This window comes from Paenarthrobacter sp. NyZ202 (assembly GCF_049860755.1).
Lineage (GTDB): Bacteria > Actinomycetota > Actinomycetes > Actinomycetales > Micrococcaceae > Arthrobacter.
The window spans coordinates 3,169,626-3,185,644 of record NZ_CP187556.1; the positions used below are offsets into that span (position 1 = coordinate 3,169,626).

Below are 16,019 nucleotides of genomic sequence, written 5' to 3' on the forward strand. Positions count from 1 at the left end.
CTGGCGGCCCCGCAGCGGGGCAACGCCGGGCCGGGACTCCACCGGTCTGAAGACACAACGAGGGGACTACGTGCAGATTGAGTTTGCGCCATCCAGGCAGTCGACACTGGGTGTGGAATGGGAATTGGCGCTGGTCAATGCACAAACGGGGGAACTGGTCTCTGTAGCCAACGAGGTCCTCAAGGGCGTCGCCGCCAACCACCCAGGCCTCAACGAGGACGACGAACACCCGCACATCAAGCGCGAACTTCTGCTGAACACGGTGGAACTCGTCACCGGCGTCTGCACCACGGTCAAGGAGGCCAAGGAGGACCTCAACCGGTCACTCTCCGCCGTCCGCTCGGTCACCGACTCTTTGGGCGTGGAGGTCTTCTGCGCAGGCAGCCACCCGTTCAGCCCTCCCCTGCTCCAGCCGGTCACCGACAAGGAACGCTACGCCAAGCTGATCGAGCGCACCCAGTGGTGGGGCCGGCAGATGGTGATCTACGGCGTCCACGTCCACGTGGGCATTGACCGCCGGGACAAAGTCCTTCCCATCCTGGACGGCCTGGTGAACTACTTCCCGCATTTCCAGGCCCTGTCCGCTTCCAGCCCCTTCTGGGCGGGGGAAGAGACCGGCTACGCATCCCAGCGCGCACTGATGTTCCAGCAGCTCCCCACGGCGGGCCTGCCCTTCCAGTTCGATACGTGGGAAGCCTACGAGTCCTACGTCCAGGACATGTTCACCACCGGCGTGATCGATGCCATTTCAGAGATCCGCTGGGACATCCGCCCGGTCGCGGCACTGGGAACCATTGAAATGCGGATCTGTGACGGCCTGGCCACGCTGGAGGAAGTCGGCGCCATCGCGGCGCTCACCCAGTGCCTGGTGGACGAGTTCTCCTCCATCCTGGACGCCGGCGGAACCATCCCCACCATGCCGCCATGGCACGTCCAGGAAAACAAGTGGCGCGCCGCCCGCTACGGGATGGAAGCCATCATCATCCTCGACGCCGCCGGGAACGAACAGCTGGTCACCGACCACCTGGCCGAAACCATCAAGAGGCTGGAACCCGTGGCAGCAAAGCTCGGGTGCTCCGAGGAACTGGCCGACGTCACCAGGATCATCGAGCGGGGCGCCAGCTACCAGCGCCAGCGCCGCGTAGCCGCCGAACACAACGGCGATCTCCAGGCAGTGGTGATGGACCTGGTCCAGCAGATGCGCAAAGGTCCCGACGCCTGATCCGGCCAACCGGACATGGGCAGCACGCCCACGTCCGGATCAGGCAGGTACTGACACCGTGGTGACGGGCAGCGATGAATCCGGGGCGAAGGAAAGGCCGCTGGGTCCGATCCCTGCCATGATCAGCTGGGCGCCCAGTGCCGCGACCATGGCACCGTTGTCCGTGCACAAGCCCAGCGGCGGCACGTGCAGTTTGATGCCCGCAGAAGCGCAGCGCTGGCCAGTCAGCTCCCGGAGCCTCGAGTTGGCCGCAACGCCGCCCCCGAGCAGGACATCGGTGATCCCGTTCTCCTTGCACGCGAGCACGGCCTTGTAGCTGATGACGTCCACCACGGCTTCCTGGAAAGCCGCTGCGATGTCAGCCACGGGGATCTCTTCGCCCCGGGCTTCAAACTGCTCCACGCACCGTGCCACAGCGGTCTTCAAGCCGCTGAAGGACCAGTCATACCGGTGCGGGCCATGCTCCCCGGCCGTTCCCATGTACTTGGGCTGCGTCAATCCACGCGGGAAGCGGATGGACTTCGGGTTTCCCTGCCGGGCCATTTTGTCGATCGCGGGACCGCCCGGGTAACCGAGTCCTAGGATGCGGGCGACCTTGTCGTACGCTTCGCCTGCGGCGTCATCAATGGTCGAACCCAGCAACTCAACATCGTCAGTGATGCTCCGGATGCGCAGGATCTCCGTATGGCCCCCGGACACCAGGAGTGCTCCAAGGTTCTCCGGCAGGTCGCCGGCACCCAGGCCGGCGGCAGCACCGGCGTCGGGCGCCTTGTCCAGCAGCCCCACACCCACGTGGGCCACCAGATGGTTGATGGCGTACAGCGGTTTGCCCGTGGCCACCGCGAGCGCCTTGGCTGCGCACACGCCCACCATGAGCGCTCCCGCCAGACCCGGCCCGGAGGTGACTGCGATCGCGTCGATCTCGTCCAGGGTTACGCCGGCCTCCTGCAACGACTCCCGCAGCGTGGGCACGAAAGCGTCCAGGTGGGCCCGGGAGGCGATCTCGGGGATCACACCGCCAAAGCGGACGTGCTCATCCATGGAGGAAGACACCGTGTTGGTCAGCAACGTGGTTCCGCGCACGATCCCGACGCCGGTCTCGTCGCAGGAGGACTCGATGCCCAGGACCAACGGATGCTGCGGGGAGGAAACGCTCACGCTTCGGTTCCTTCTGTGGGGTGTAGATCGGTGAGGGGAAGACGCATGATCAAGGCGTCGGTGCCGTCGCGGTAGTACCGGGGCCTGACATGGATCTGTTCAAACCCAAAACGCAGGTACAGCTGCTGGGCCCGCGGATTGTCAGCCCGGACCTCCAGCAGGACGTCTGCCGCGCGGCGGCGCCGGGCTTCCTCGATAAGTTCGGTCAGGACCGCGGAGCCGATCCCTTTGCCTTCGTATTCAGGATCGACGGCGATCGTCTGGACATCCGCTATGGGCTCGATGCACATCAAGCCCGCATACGCCACGATCCGGCCGGCTGCCTCCGCCACCACGTAGCGGCGGGTTTCGGGCTGGGACAACTCGTCGAAAAACATCTGCACCGGCCATGCGTCAACCGGAAACAACCGGCGCTCCAGTGCCTCCACGGCCGGGATATCGGCCTCGGTCATGTCCCGCAGGGAGATCCCCGCGCTTTCAAGCCTGGGAGAGAGCTTCACGCCTGCCACCTCACAACGCCCGCTTGCGGGGCCCGGGAACCTGGGCATCGGATTCCCTCAGGTACAAAGGCGTGGAGTCCAGGAGCTGCTCCCCCGCCGCCAGCTTCGCCAGGGCGAACTGGCCCAGGGACGCAGCGTCCGGCTGCGCCAGCGCAAAATCTTCCACGGCATTGAGATCGTCAGCGTAAAGCCCGGCACCGGCACCAAAGACCGGAAGGTCCGGCAAGCCGGACGCGAAGCCCACATGCGGGCCGTCGGCCAGCTGCGGCAGCTGCCCTTCCGGGAGCGTGTAGCGGGCCCAGTAGACCTCCTTGCGCCGTGCATCCGTGGCGACCAGGAATTCCGGGACAGCGGCCGTGGACTCAGCGACTTCCAGCGCGATCGCGTCCAGACTCATCAGGCCGTACAAGGGCTTGTTCCAGACAAACGCCAAGGTGCGCGCGGTGGCGATCCCGGACCGAAGTCCGGTGAAGGGTCCCGGTCCCACGCCGGTCACGATCGCATCGATGTCCGCACCGGTGACGCCCGCACCGGCCAGGAGCTTGTCGATGCCCGGCGCCAGGACCTCGGCATGGCTTCGGGTGTCCTCCGTGGCGAAGGAATCCACCACCGATTCCATGGCGGCATCGGAGATCAGGGCAGCGCTGGCCACGGCGGAGGTGTCGATGGCGAGGATCAGCATCAGCGGTCTCCTTCCTGGCTTGTTTCGAGCATGGGCGGGGCCTCGGCCCAGCGGGGACCAAAGCCGCGGAAAATGATGGTGCGTGGCTCGTCGTCGTCTTCGGTATCGAAGTCCAGCACGGCGTCGGTGGTGGCACCTGCACCGGGGGCACCCCCGCCCACAGCCCTGTGCAGTTCCACGTCGAGCCTGCTGGCGGAAAGGTGCTCCACCCGGTCACGGCCCCACTCCACCACGGTCACGGCCGTGTCCATGGTGTTTTCCAGGTCGATGTCGTCGATCTCCGCGGACGATTCCAGCCTGTAGGCATCCACATGGACCAGGTCCGGCCCGCCTGGCCGCGGACCGTCCGGAAGGTTCGGGTGGATCCGCACCAGGACGAAAGTGGGCGAGATGATCCCGGCACGCACACCGAGTCCCTCGCCGAGTCCTTGCGTGAAGGTCGTCTTCCCGGCACCCAGTTCGCCGCTGAGCACCAAGAGGTCGCCCGCCTCAAGGACACCGCCCAGTGCCGCCGCGACGGCGTGGGTCTGCTCCGCCGTCGTAACTCTCAGGGTGCGCTCCCACTGGGGCCCGCTCACAGCGCCGCCGCTTCCGGTTCCACCTGGGCATCGGCGCCGGAGGGAGCTTCATTGACGTAACTGCGCGGTACCCTGGGGCTGATGCGGGTGACGATCTCGTAGTTGATGGTTCCCGCGGCCGCCGCCCAGTCGTCTGCGGTGGGTCCGCCGTCGGCGCCATCACCGAACATCACGGCTTCGCTGCCCTTGAGTTGAGCTGTTTGCTCAGCCGTCAGGGGGCCCAGGTCGATCACCATCTGGTCCATGGCGATCCGGCCCACCACCGGGTAGTTGACGCCGTTGACGCGGACCGGTCCGCCGGTAGCCACGCGCGGTACCCCGTCAGCGTAGCCCAGCGGTACCAGGCCCAGCGTGCTCTCTTCGCTGGTGTGGTAGTGGAGACCGTAGGACACCCCCTGGCCTTCGGGGACTTTCTTGCAGTTGGACAGCAAGGTCCGCACGGTCATGGCGGGGTGCAGGCCGAGTTCGGTGGAGGTGGCGCCGGCGAAAGGCGACAATCCGTAGATCCCGAGCCCCACGCGGATGAGGTCGAAATGCGAATCCGGCCTGGACAGTGCTGCGGGCGTGTTGGCGATGTGCCTGACTTCGGTGTCCACGCCGGCGTCTTCGGCGATGGCCAGTGCTTCACGGAACACCTGCAACTGCTGGTCGGTCTCCGGCCGTTGCGGCTCGTCCGCCACTGCCAGGTGCGAGAAGATCCCCACTACGCGCAGCAGGCCCTCATCCTGGTATTCCATGGCCTGTCCCACTAGTTGGTCCCAGTCGGCCATGGTGCAGCCATTGCGGCCCAGGCCGGTGTCCACCTTGAGGTGGACCCGGGCGGGGCGTTCCTGCTCGCGGGCCGCAGCCACAACAGCATCCAGCTCCCACCCGGAAATTCCGACGTCGACGCCGGCGGCCACTGCCGCCTGGAAGTTGCTTTCGCGGGTGTGCAGCCAGGCGAGCAACGGGGCATCGATACCGGCAGCGCGGAGGGCCAGGGCCTCAGAAATGTGCGCCACGCCAAGCCAGCGGGCTCCGGCCTCCAGGGCGGCACGGGCTACCTGCACGGCACCGTGGCCGTAGGCATCGGCTTTGACCACGGCCATGACGGCGGCCGGAGAGGCGATGGCGACGAACTGCCGGACGTTGTGCCGGATAGCTTCGAGGTCGATCACGGCAGATCGTTCCAGTACTGCCGATTTTGCTATGGAGGGCCTGGAACCGATCCCAATGTCTGCCGCTGCTTCGTAAGTCACCTAAGAGATTCTAGTAGCGCCGGTGAGGGCCGGTTAACTGGAGGGGGCACTGCGCAGGTCAGTGCGCGTCTGACAGGTGGGCAATGGTGGCGCGGGCACGCCGTTGGGCTTCGGCCGGAATATCCTTCACGATCGGCTCCAGGAAGGCGAAGCGGCGCAGCCATTGGCTGGACTGGCGTTCCTTCCTGGCGTTGGCGCGCTGCCACCAATCCGCGATGTCGCCCCATCCGGGTGCCGCCAGCGATCCACCCACCTGCTGAACGGCCAGCGAGGCACACAGGTTCGCGAACCTGAGGCGGTCCCCCAGCTTCCACCCCGCCAGGCTTCCGACGATGAAGGCTGCGTCAAAGCAGTCGCCTGCGCCGGTGGGATCAGAGGCAGACACCGGCAGGGAAGGAACCCATTCTTCCTCGCCCGTGTCCGAATCCACGGCCATGGCCCCCTGGGCTCCCAACGTCACCACGGCTACCGGTACCCGGTCCGCCAACGAATACAACGCAGCCCACGGATCGGATTTCCCAGTGAATGCCATGGCTTCAGGGGCGTTGGGGATGAAGGCGTGGAAATGTTCCAGCTGCTCAAGCCGTTTTTGGGACCATTCACCGCTGGGATCCCAGCCCACCACGCCGAACAGCTTGGTCCCGGACTCTTTTGCCGCAAGAGCCCATGGCTCCAGTTCCTCCCCCAGGTCCGCGACGGCGGCGAGCGCCCTGGGCGGCTTCCCGATCAACTCCGAGGTGTTGACCGGTGCCGGATGCCCGTGGGTGATCATGGAGCGGTCCTGGTTCACGCACAGGGAAACGGTCACCGGCGAATGCCATCCCGGAACCCTGCGGGACAAGGACAGGTCAACGTGCTCCTGGGTTTCGAGGATCTGCCAGTTGTAGTCGCCGTAGCCGTCGTCGCCGAAAGTGGCGGCCAGGTTGGTCCGGAGCCCCAACCTGGCTGCGGCGATCGCCTGGTTGGCCACGCCCCCGGGGCAACTTCCCATGCCTTCGCTCCAGACTTCGGTTCCGGGTTCGGGCGAATGGGGCAGTCCCGTGAAGATGATGTCCTGGAAGACGGTTCCGGTGAGCAGGAGGTCGCACTGGTTGCTGCCGTCGGACCGGACGGAGGCAAGGGGGTCGAAGCGTCGCTGGGGCATGGCGTCCATGCACGGCAGACTACGCCGCAGGCCTTGGGCTGCATAGACTCAAGGCATGCGGCTCATGATCGCCGGAGGCGGCGGATTCCGGGTTCCCCTTGTCTACCGCGCCCTGCGTTCGGGTCCCTTCGCGGGGCTGGTGGATGAACTGGTTCTGTATGACGTGGACGCTTCCCGGCTTGCCGGAATCGAGGCCGTCCTGCGCGACATGCCAGGTGGCGGACCGGCCCCGCAGGTCACTGTTTCCACTGACCTGGAACGGGCGCTGGCCGGCGTCGATGCCGTCTTTGCCGCGATCCGGCCCGGTGGGACGGCCGGGCGCGTGGTGGATGAACGGGTTGCCCTGGACCTCGGGCTGCTGGGGCAGGAGACCACGGGTGCGGGCGGAATCTCCTATGCATTGAGGTCCATTCCGGAGATGCTGCGCCTGGCCCACGCAATGCGCCGCCTCTGTCCCGATGCCTGGCTCATCAATTTCACCAACCCGGCAGGTATGGTCACCGAGGCATTGGTTCCTGTTTTGGGACGCCGCGTGATCGGCATCTGCGACTCTGCCGGGGGCCTGGTCAAGCGCGCCGCGGCGGCCGCGGGTGCACCCCTTCCGGACGGAAAGCTCGACGGCGTGGGCTACTTCGGGCTGAACCACCTCGGCTGGCTCTACCGCCTGGCACCGCGCGGGAGGGACCTGCTGCCCGGACTGCTGGCGGATGAAGCTGCGCTCCGTTCTTTTGAGGAGGGCAGGCTGTTTTCCCTGCACACCCTGCAGCGGGTGCGGGCCTTGCCCAACGAATACCTCTATTACTACTACGACACAGAAAACGCGACCGGTGCGATCCGCGACCAGACGGAGACCCGCGGCGCGTCCATCCACGAGCAGCAGCGCTCACTGTATCCGGAGCTCGCCGGCGCGTCCGGCGCCTATGCCCGCTGGGACGCAGCCAGGCGGTCGCGGGAAGAAGGCTACCTCGCCGAGGCACGCACCGACGGCGGACAGCGGGACGAGGAAGACCTCGCCGGCGGTGGCTACGAGCGGGTGGCACTGGCCGTGATCCGGGCGCTGTTTGGCGGCGGGCCGGCCGAGCTGATCCTCAACGTGCCCAACTCCCCCGTTGCCGTCACCGGGGCGGGTCCCGCATTAGTTGCCGTGCCCGGGTTGCCGGGTGACGCCGTCGTCGAGGTTCCCTGTTCTGTGACGCCCGACGGCGCGTTGCCGCTTCCGCAGGACCGCCCCGGCGGGCGCTTCCTCACACTGATGCGCCACGTCAAGGACGCTGAACGGCTCACCATCCAGGCCGTCCGGGACGGCTCCCGCGACGCAGCGGTCCGGGCCTTCGCCGCCCACCCGCTGGTGGGTTCGGAGGACCTCGGCCAGCGGTTGGTGGAAGGCTACGAACAGGCCTTTCCCGAAGTCCGGGGGCTGTGGAAGTGACGTCGCCGGGTTATTTCCTGAGCTCCTGGTACATGACGTGCAGTCCTACGAAACCAATCTCGGGATGATTGAAGGCCTCGGGAACGGTGGCCAGGATCCGGAACCCCATGGACTGCCACAACCACACAGCCCGGACATTGCTTTCCACCACGGCGTTGAACTGCATGGCACGGAACCCTGCGGTTTTGGCCTCCTTCAGGGAGTACTCGCACAAGGCGCGGGCGATGCCCCTGCCGGAATGCCTGGACCCCACCATGTAGCCGGCGTTGGCAACATGGCTGCCGCCGCCGGCCTGGTTGGCGTGGAATTCCCCGGTACCCAGGACCTCGCCATCGTCAGCCACAGCCACGAAGGTCTGGCCCGGGGCATCCTTGGTCCATTTGGCCCGTGCTGCGTCTTCAGCGGTGTCACGGTCCCAGGTGAAGGTCTCACCCTCGCGGATGACGGGCTCCATGACGGCCCAGATGCCGGGCCAGTCATCGGGGGTGGCGGGGCGGATGTGGAAATTCTTGTCGCGGCTCACAGCGGAAACGCTAGCAGCCCCGGCACCGGGATCACGCCACGCCCAAGGCAGGAGTAGTGTTTTCTGCAGGCAAAGCTGTGTGGGATTAAGGCAGGAGGAACGCTGTGCCGTTGATTCGCCGTGTGGCGCTCCTGTCCCTGCATACCTCGCCCATGGAGCAACCCGGTGCCGGGGATGCCGGCGGGATGAACGTCTACGTCCGTGCGCTGGCCATGGCGCTGGCAGAGAATGGCGTGGAGGTGGAGATCTTCACCCGTTCCACCAAAGCCGGGCAACCCGCCGTCGAACATCCCGGCCCCGGAGTCTGCGTCCACAACGTCATGGCCGGTCCCCGCCGGAAGCTGCCCAAAGAAGAACTCCCCGCCCTCCTCCACCAAATGGTGGAGCAGATCGATGCCATCCGCCACAGCCAGCCGCACGGACGGTACGACGCCATCCACTCGCACTACTGGGTGTCGGGCGTGGCGGGCCTTGAACTGGCGGAGCTGTGGAACGTGCCGCTGGTCCACACCATGCACACCATGGCGAAGGTCAAGAACCTGGTCCTGGAGTCCGGCGAGCGCCCCGAGCCCCGTCGGCGGGAAGAAGGGGAACAAAGAATCGTCGACGGCGCGTCCCGCCTGATTGCCAACACCCCCGCTGAGGCCGAAGAACTGGTCTCGCACTACGGCGCCGACCCGGACCGGATCGATGTCGCACCGCCCGGCGTTGACCTGAACGTATTCACGCCATCGTTCCGGCGGAAGGCCCGCAGGGAGCGGGGTGTCCGGCCTGAGAGCTTCCACATTGTTTTTGCCGGGCGTATCCAACGGCTCAAGGGACCGCAGGTATTCGTCAAGGCGGCGGGAATCCTCCGCAAGCGCCGTCCGGACATCGACCTTGAAATGACCATCCTCGGCTCGTTGAGCGGTGCCAAGGACTTCAACCTGCAGCAGGTCATCCAGGACGCAGGGCTCAGCGACATCGTCACGCACCGCCCACCGGTAGTGGCTCCGGAACTTGCCGGCTGGTTCCGGTCCGCGGACGTGGTGGTCATGCCTTCCTTCAGCGAGTCGTTCGGGCTCGTGGCGTTGGAAGCACAGGCGTGCGGCACACCTGTGGTCGCGACCAAGGTTGGCGGCCTGACCCGTGCCGTCTCCGATGGCAGGACCGGAATACTGGTGGAGGGGCACGATCCTTCGGATTGGGCCGATGCCCTGGAGGACCTGTACGACGACGTCCGCACGCGCGAAGACATGGGCAGGGCTGCGGCAACACACGCCGAGTCGTTCGGATGGCAGCGGACCGCCGCCATCACCTTGGAGAGCTACAAGGAGTCGGTGTCAGGCCTGCTGGTACCTGGCAGGTGATGTCTTGGCGGCAGGGCTTCCGCTGCATGCCCGGCCCCGGCTGGTAGATTGGCGCGCACGGCGCAGGCCCACATCCCGGGCACGCACCGAACCACCACCGAGCCGAAGGACAACGATGTCTGAGAACAAGGTCCTGACCGATCTTGAAATAGCCCAGCAGGCCACGCTGCTCCCGATCGAACAGGTCGCTGAGCGGGCCGGGATTCCCCGGGATGCGCTGGAACTGTACGGGCGGTACAAGGCGAAGGTCGATCCCGCCCGGCTGCTCCCTGAACCGGGGAAGCCTGCAGGACAGGTGGTCCTGGTCTCCGCCATGTCCCCCACTCCCGCCGGCGAGGGCAAGTCCACCACCACCGTGGGACTCGCCGATTCCCTGGCCCGTGCCGGGCACGAAGTGATGATTGCCCTCCGGGAACCGTCCTTGGGGCCCATCCTCGGCATGAAAGGCGGTGCCACGGGCGGCGGGTACTCGCAGGTGCTGCCCATGGACGACATCAACCTGCACTTCACCGGAGACTTCCACGCCATCACCTCGGCCAACAATGCCCTCATGGCGTTGGTGGACAACCACATCTTCCAGGGAAACCAGCTGGGAATCGACCCGCGCCGCATGACGTTCAAACGCGTCCTGGACATGAACGACAGGGCGCTCCGGGAAGTGGTGATCGGCCTGGGCGGTCCCGCACAGGGTGTCCCCCGGCAGGACGGCTTCGACATTACCGTGGCCTCGGAGATCATGGCAATCTTCTGTCTGGCATCGGATCTGGAAGACCTCCGCACCCGGCTGGGCAGGATCACCTTCGGCTACACCCACGACCGGCGGCCGGTGACCGTCGCCGACCTTGGCGTCCAGGGGGCACTGACCCTGCTCCTGAAGGACGCCATAAAGCCGAACCTGGTCCAAACCATCGCCGGAACGCCGGCGCTCGTCCACGGCGGCCCCTTCGCCAACATTGCCCACGGCTGCAACTCGATCATCGCCACCCGGACGGCGCAGGAACTGGCGGACATCGTGGTGACCGAGGCCGGCTTCGGCGCGGACCTCGGGGCCGAAAAGTACATGGACATCAAGGCTCGCTTCGCAGACGTGGCGCCTTCCGCCGTCGTGGTGGTTGCCACCATCCGCGCGCTGAAGATGCACGGCGGTGTTCCCAAGGAGGACCTGGCCGGCCCCGACGTGGAGGCTGTTGCCGCCGGGGTTGAAAACCTCAAACGGCACGTGCAGAACGTGGCGAGGTTCGGCGTCACACCGGTGGTGGCCATCAACAGGTTCGCCACGGACACCCCGGAAGAACTCGAATGGCTGCTCGCCTGGTGCGCAGCGGAAGGCGTGGAGGCCGCCGTCGCCGATGTCTGGGGACGCGGTGGTGGAGGCGACGGCGGCGACGAGCTCGCTGCCAAGGTGGCCGCCGCGCTCCAGGGCCCGTCCAGCTTCCGCCACCTGTACCCGCTCGGGATGCCGGTGGAGGACAAGATCCGGACCATCGCCCAGGAAATCTACGGCGCAGATACCGTGGAGTTTTCCGTCCCCGCGGAGAAGCGGCTCGCCGAGATCGAGCGGAACGGTTGGTCCGGCTTTCCGGTCTGCATGGCCAAGACGCAATACTCGTTCACCGACGACGCCTCCAGGCTGGGTGCTCCCAAAGGGTTCAAGGTGCACGTCCGCGAGCTCATTCCCAAGACGGGGGCGGGCTTCATCGTGGCGTTGACCGGCGCTGTGATGACCATGCCCGGCCTGCCCAAGGAGCCGGCGGCCATGCGGATGGACGTGGACGCTTCCGGCAAACCCACCGGCCTCTTCTGATCCTCTCTCACCAAAATCCCCCTTTTGGCAATCCCTCTCTCACCGGGTGCGAGAGGGATCGCCAAAAGGGGGTAAAAGGTGAGAGAGCGTCGGGGAAGGTGGGGGCGCTTAAAAGGTGAGCGGCCCTCCCGGTGGTTGGTTACCAGGAGGGCCGCTCGTCGCTTTGGCGGTTTAGCGCTCGATGTCGCCGCGGATGAAGGCTTCAACCTTCTCGCGGGCGATGTCGTCGTTGAACTGCTCCGGCGGGGACTTCATGAAGTAGCTGGATGCGGAGAGCAGCGGACCGCCAATGCCGCGGTCCAGGCCGATCTTGGCGGCGCGGATGGCGTCAATGATCACGCCTGCGGAGTTCGGGGAGTCCCAGACCTCGAGCTTGTACTCAAGCGAAACGGGGGCATCGCCGAAGTTGCGGCCTTCCAAACGGACAAAGGCCCACTTGCGGTCGTCGAGCCAGGCCACGTAGTCGGACGGGCCGATGTGGACGTCATCAGCGTGCAATTCGGCCTCGACGTTGGAGGTCACGGCCTGGGTCTTGGAGATCTTCTTGGACTCCAGGCGGTCGCGCTCAAGCATGTTCTTGAAGTCCATGTTGCCGCCAACGTTCAACTGGTAGGTCCGGTCCAGCGTGACGCCGCGGTCTTCGAACAGCTTGGCCATGACGCGGTGCGTGATGGTTGCACCGATCTGGCTCTTGATGTCGTCGCCAACAATGGGGATGCCGGCCTCGGTGAACTTGTCGGCCCATTCCTTGGTGCCGGCAATGAAGACAGGAAGTGCGTTGACAAAGGCGACGCCGGCGTCGATGGCGCACTGGGCGTAGAACTTGGCAGCCTGGTCCGAGCCAACAGGCAGGTAGCAGACCATGACGTCAGCTTTGGCTTCCCGCAACGCTGCTACGACATCAACGGCTTCTTCCGGAGCCTCGACGATTGTCTCGCGGTAGTAGCGGCCCAGTCCGTCGAGGGTGTGACCGCGCTGAACCTTCACACCGGTGGCCGGAACGTCGGCGATCTTGATCGTATTGTTCTCGCTGGCCCCGATGGCGTCGGCGAGGTCCAGGCCAACCTTCTTGCTGTCGACATCGAAAGCGGCAACGAACTCGACGTCGTTGACGTGGTACTGGCCGAACTCAACGTGCATCAGACCGGGAATCGTGGACTTCGGGTCAGCGTCGCGGTAGTACTCGACACCTTGGACCAACGATGCGGCGCAGTTTCCTACGCCGACAATGGCAACACGAATCGGATGTGAAGACACGGAACTCCTTTGGGAAAACCTCAGTGCCACGCGATGCCCCGGCTGAGCCCGGAGAGCGGCAGATTGGCACGGCGCCATTCGGCGCACACTTTTGCATTCTAACCAACACACGAGGGGCCGCCGTTATTCCCGGCTGGCCCCTCGCAATATGTCAGCAGCTTAAACCCAATCGACGGCACCCGGCGGGACGTGAGAGTGGATGGGTGGGGCTGGTTACTTCTGGGCCCACAGGTTGATGTCGGACTCGACGGCGAATTCATCGATCGCCGTCAGCTCCTCATCGGTGAAGTCCAGGTTGTTGATGGCGCTGAGCGTGTCCTCGAGCTGGCGGACACTGGAGGCGCCGATCAGCGCAGAAGTGACGGGCGACCCCTTCGGCTGGTCCCGCAGGATCCAGGCCACCGCCATCTGCGCGAGCGTCTGACCTCGTCCCTGCGCGATGGCGTTCAGCCCGCGGACCCGGTCGAGTTTGTCTTCTGTCAGAGCCGATTCCGACAGGAACCTTTCCTTGGCTGCACGGGAATCCGCAGGCACACCGTTGAGGTACCGGTCCGTCAACATTCCCTGGGCCAGCGGCGAGAAGGCAATGGACCCGGCGCCCACCTGGTCCAGGGCCTCATAAAGGTTGGGGCTGCCGTTCTCAGTCCAGCGGTTGAGCATGGAATAGCTGGGTTGGTGGATGAGCAATGGCGTGCCGAGTTCCTTCAGGATCCGGGCTGCCTCCAGTGTCTGCTCAGGAGTGTAGGAGGAGATGCCTGCATACAGCGCCTTGCCGGACCGAACAGCGTAATCGAGCGCGCCCATGGTCTCCTCCAGCGGAGTCTCAGGATCAGGCCGGTGGCTGTAGAAAATATCCACGTAGTCCAGGCCCATGCGCTCCAGCGACTGGTCCAGGCTGGAAATGAGGTACTTCCGGGAACCCCACTCACCGTACGGGCCGGGCCACATGTAGTAGCCGGCCTTGGTGGAGATGACCAGTTCATCGCGGTAGGGCTTGAAGTCTTCCTTCAGATGCCGGCCAAAGTTGGTCTCGGCCGAGCCGTCCGGGGGTCCGTAGTTGTTGGCGAGGTCAAAGTGGTTGACGCCGAGGTCGAACGCACGGCGCAGGATGGCGCGCTGTTCGTCGAACCGCTTGTCATCGCCGAAGTTGTGCCAAAGCCCCAGCGAGATCGCGGGAAGCTTCAGTCCACTGCGTCCGACGCGGCGGTAGGGCATGGTTTCGTAGCGGTTTTCCGCGGCCGAATAAGTCATACGTACCATCCTGCCACCGTGTCGCTCCGGGTGACGGCGCCGTCCGTCATGTGGGCGCCGTCACCTTTGGAGCAGCTAGCCTTGGTTGACGCGCACGACGGCGGCGCTGGCGCCGGGAAGCGTCAACGTGCCGTTATCCAGGGCTGCTTGTGCGTCCGTTGCCAGCAGCATCGCCCCTTCCACCGGGGTATCGAGCGTTTCCGACCCGAAGTTGCACACCACGCGAAGGTCTCCGCGGGTCATTTCGAGCCAGTGCTCCTCATCGTCGTATTCCACGGAGGTGTCCGCGAACCCACCGTCTGCCAGGACAGGATTGTTTCGGCGCAGCTGTGCTAAATCGCGGTACAGTGCCAGCAACTTGGCGTGGTGGCCGTCGGATGCTTCCTCCCAGTTGAGTTTTGAGCGGCGGAACGTCTCCGGGTCCTGCGGATCGGGAACCACGTCCGGGTCCCATCCCATCCGCTCGAATTCCTTGATCCGGCCCTTCGCCGTGGCTTCCCCCAAGTCCGGTTCCGGATGGGAGGTGAAAAACTGCCAGGGGGTTGAAGCCCCGAACTCCTCGCCCATGAACAGCATGGGCGTGAACGGCGACGTCATGGTGACCACGGCACCGATGGCCAACTGGCCGTAGGACAGCGATGCCGTCAGGCGGTCGCCAATCGCACGGTTGCCGATCTGGTCATGGTTCTGCAGGCAGACCACCAACGCCGAGGGGTGTGCCAGGTCCCGCCGGATGGGCCGGCCGTGGTGACGTCCGCGGAAGCTTGAGTAGCTGCCATCGTGCAGGAAGCCGTGTTCCAGGACCTTGGCCAGAACAGCCAGGGAATCGAAGTCGCCGTAGTAGCCGGTGGTCTCGCCACTGAGGTTGACGTGGAGGGCATGGTGGAAGTCATCGCTCCACTGGCCTTCGAGCCCATACCCGTTGTCCCTGCGGGGGTAGATCAGCCGCGGGTTGTTGAGGTCCGACTCGGCAATCATGGTCCGCGGGATGCCGGTTTCCGCTTCGACGGCATCACCGAGTGCGCCAAATTCTTCCAGGATGTGCACGGCGCGCTCATCCCGGAGCGCATGAACTGCATCCAGCCGCAAACCATCCACGTGGTAATCCCGGAGCCACATGGCGGCGTTTTCCAGAATGTAGCGCCGAACGTCGTCCGAGCCGGGACCGTCCAGATTCACCGAGTCGCCCCAGGTGTTCCCCTCACCGGACTTCAGGTACGGGCCAAACTTGGGCAGGTAGTTGCCGCTGGGTCCGAGATGGTTGTAAACGACGTCCTGGATCACTCCCAGCCCGGCCGCGTGGGCCGCATCCACAAACCGCTGATAGGCCGCCGGTCCGCCGTAGGCCTCATGCACGGCGTACCAGAGGACGCCGTCGTAGCCCCAGTTATGGACGCCGTTGAAGGCGTTCACCGGCAGCAGTTCGATGAAGTCCACGCCCAGGTCCACCAGGTAATCGAGCTTCCCGATGGCTGCTTCCAGGGTGCCTTCCGGTGTAAAGGTCCCAAGGTGCAGCTCGTAAATAACAGCACCCTTGAGGCTGCGGCCCTTCCAGTTGTGGTCCTTCCACTGGTGGGCGGAGGGATCGAAAGTCGCTGACAACCCATGAACGCCGTCGGGCTGCCGCCGTGATCGGGGATCCGGGAACGGCCCTTCGCCGTCCACGATGTAGCCGTAAGGGACGGCCTCGCCGGCCGCCACCCCGGCGGGGGCGCGCCACCAACCCTGCGCGCCGCCGTCGTTGTTTTGCTCCATGCTGTACTCGCGGCCGTCCGCGAGCAGCTTTACCGAACGTGCGTCCGGTGCCCACACATCAAAAAGCTCTTTTCCAGCAGCGTGCTCCATCAAGCTCCCCTATACATTCAAGCGTGTGCAGTAACGGTG

Annotated in this window: 14 protein-coding genes; 4 read left to right on the forward strand and 10 right to left on the reverse strand. The window is 65.4% G+C overall.

Annotated elements, in window-relative coordinates; all coding sequences use genetic code 11:
- The first annotated feature begins 70 nt into the window (after nt 1-70).
- The gene (locus ACPFL9_RS14685; protein WP_426003570.1) at nt 71-1,222 is read left to right on the forward strand and encodes a glutamate--cysteine ligase; all 1,152 of its coding nucleotides are present in this window, start codon (nt 71-73) and stop codon (nt 1,220-1,222) included.
- Nucleotides 1,223-1,261: 39 nt separating this feature from the next.
- Here the strand turns inward: ACPFL9_RS14685 and tsaD are convergent, their stop codons facing one another.
- From tsaD to ACPFL9_RS14715, 6 genes are read right to left on the reverse strand one after another with little or no spacing between them, the layout of a single operon-like run.
- Nucleotides 1,262-2,380, reverse strand: coding sequence for a tRNA (adenosine(37)-N6)-threonylcarbamoyltransferase complex transferase subunit TsaD (gene tsaD / locus ACPFL9_RS14690; RefSeq protein WP_426003572.1), 1,119 nt, complete (start codon nt 2,378-2,380; stop codon nt 1,262-1,264).
- Entirely contained in the window at nt 2,377-2,880 is a 504-nt protein-coding gene (gene rimI, locus ACPFL9_RS14695; protein WP_426003574.1) for a ribosomal protein S18-alanine N-acetyltransferase, read from the reverse strand. The genes tsaD and rimI overlap by 4 nt, the downstream gene beginning before the upstream one ends.
- 10 nt (nt 2,881-2,890) lie before the next feature.
- Nucleotides 2,891-3,562: a tRNA (adenosine(37)-N6)-threonylcarbamoyltransferase complex dimerization subunit type 1 TsaB gene (gene tsaB, locus ACPFL9_RS14700; RefSeq protein ID WP_426003575.1), complete on the reverse strand. Its 672-nt coding sequence runs from the start codon at nt 3,560-3,562 to the stop codon at nt 2,891-2,893.
- On the reverse strand, nt 3,562-4,140 hold the full coding sequence (gene tsaE / locus ACPFL9_RS14705) for a tRNA (adenosine(37)-N6)-threonylcarbamoyltransferase complex ATPase subunit type 1 TsaE (protein WP_426003576.1): 579 nt from the start codon (nt 4,138-4,140) through the stop codon (nt 3,562-3,564). Before tsaE ends, tsaB begins: the two co-directional genes overlap by 1 nt.
- Complete coding sequence (gene alr, locus ACPFL9_RS14710; RefSeq protein ID WP_426003577.1) at nt 4,137-5,378, reverse strand: alanine racemase; 1,242 nt, start codon at nt 5,376-5,378, stop codon at nt 4,137-4,139. The genes tsaE and alr overlap by 4 nt, the downstream gene beginning before the upstream one ends.
- A 58-nt stretch (nt 5,379-5,436) precedes the next feature.
- Nucleotides 5,437-6,531 (reverse strand): carbohydrate kinase family protein, encoded by a 1,095-nt coding sequence (locus tag ACPFL9_RS14715; protein ID WP_426003579.1) that lies wholly within the window; start codon nt 6,529-6,531, stop codon nt 5,437-5,439.
- A gap of 46 nt (nt 6,532-6,577) precedes the next feature.
- Here ACPFL9_RS14715 and ACPFL9_RS14720 point away from each other — a divergent pair, with 46 nt between their 5' ends.
- The gene (locus tag ACPFL9_RS14720; protein ID WP_426003580.1) at nt 6,578-7,951 is read left to right on the forward strand and encodes a 6-phospho-beta-glucosidase; all 1,374 of its coding nucleotides are present in this window, start codon (nt 6,578-6,580) and stop codon (nt 7,949-7,951) included.
- Nucleotides 7,952-7,961: 10 nt separating this feature from the next.
- On the opposite strand, the gene ACPFL9_RS14725 is transcribed toward ACPFL9_RS14720, so the two are convergent.
- Nucleotides 7,962-8,474 carry a GNAT family N-acetyltransferase gene (locus ACPFL9_RS14725; RefSeq protein WP_426003581.1) on the reverse strand — a complete coding sequence of 171 codons (513 nt, stop codon included), beginning with the start codon at nt 8,472-8,474 and terminating at the stop codon, nt 7,962-7,964.
- A gap of 104 nt (nt 8,475-8,578) precedes the next feature.
- Here ACPFL9_RS14725 and mshA point away from each other — a divergent pair, with 104 nt between their 5' ends.
- Nucleotides 8,579-9,823 carry a D-inositol-3-phosphate glycosyltransferase gene (gene mshA / locus ACPFL9_RS14730; RefSeq protein ID WP_426003582.1) on the forward strand — a complete coding sequence of 415 codons (1,245 nt, stop codon included), beginning with the start codon at nt 8,579-8,581 and terminating at the stop codon, nt 9,821-9,823.
- A gap of 115 nt (nt 9,824-9,938) precedes the next feature.
- Nucleotides 9,939-11,627 (forward strand): formate--tetrahydrofolate ligase, encoded by a 1,689-nt coding sequence (locus tag ACPFL9_RS14735; protein WP_426003583.1) that lies wholly within the window; start codon nt 9,939-9,941, stop codon nt 11,625-11,627.
- Nucleotides 11,628-11,798: 171 nt separating this feature from the next.
- On the opposite strand, the gene ACPFL9_RS14740 is transcribed toward ACPFL9_RS14735, so the two are convergent.
- The 3 genes from ACPFL9_RS14740 to treZ all read right to left on the reverse strand — a co-directional run bounded on the left by ACPFL9_RS14740 (nt 11,799) and on the right by treZ (nt 15,980).
- Nucleotides 11,799-12,884: an inositol-3-phosphate synthase gene (locus tag ACPFL9_RS14740; protein WP_426003585.1), complete on the reverse strand. Its 1,086-nt coding sequence runs from the start codon at nt 12,882-12,884 to the stop codon at nt 11,799-11,801.
- 213 nt (nt 12,885-13,097) lie between these two features.
- Nucleotides 13,098-14,135 carry an L-glyceraldehyde 3-phosphate reductase gene (mgrA, locus tag ACPFL9_RS14745; protein WP_426003586.1) on the reverse strand — a complete coding sequence of 346 codons (1,038 nt, stop codon included), beginning with the start codon at nt 14,133-14,135 and terminating at the stop codon, nt 13,098-13,100.
- Nucleotides 14,136-14,210: 75 nt separating this feature from the next.
- Nucleotides 14,211-15,980, reverse strand: coding sequence for a malto-oligosyltrehalose trehalohydrolase (treZ, locus tag ACPFL9_RS14750; protein ID WP_426003587.1), 1,770 nt, complete (start codon nt 15,978-15,980; stop codon nt 14,211-14,213).
- Nucleotides 15,981-16,019: the final 39 nt, after the last annotated feature.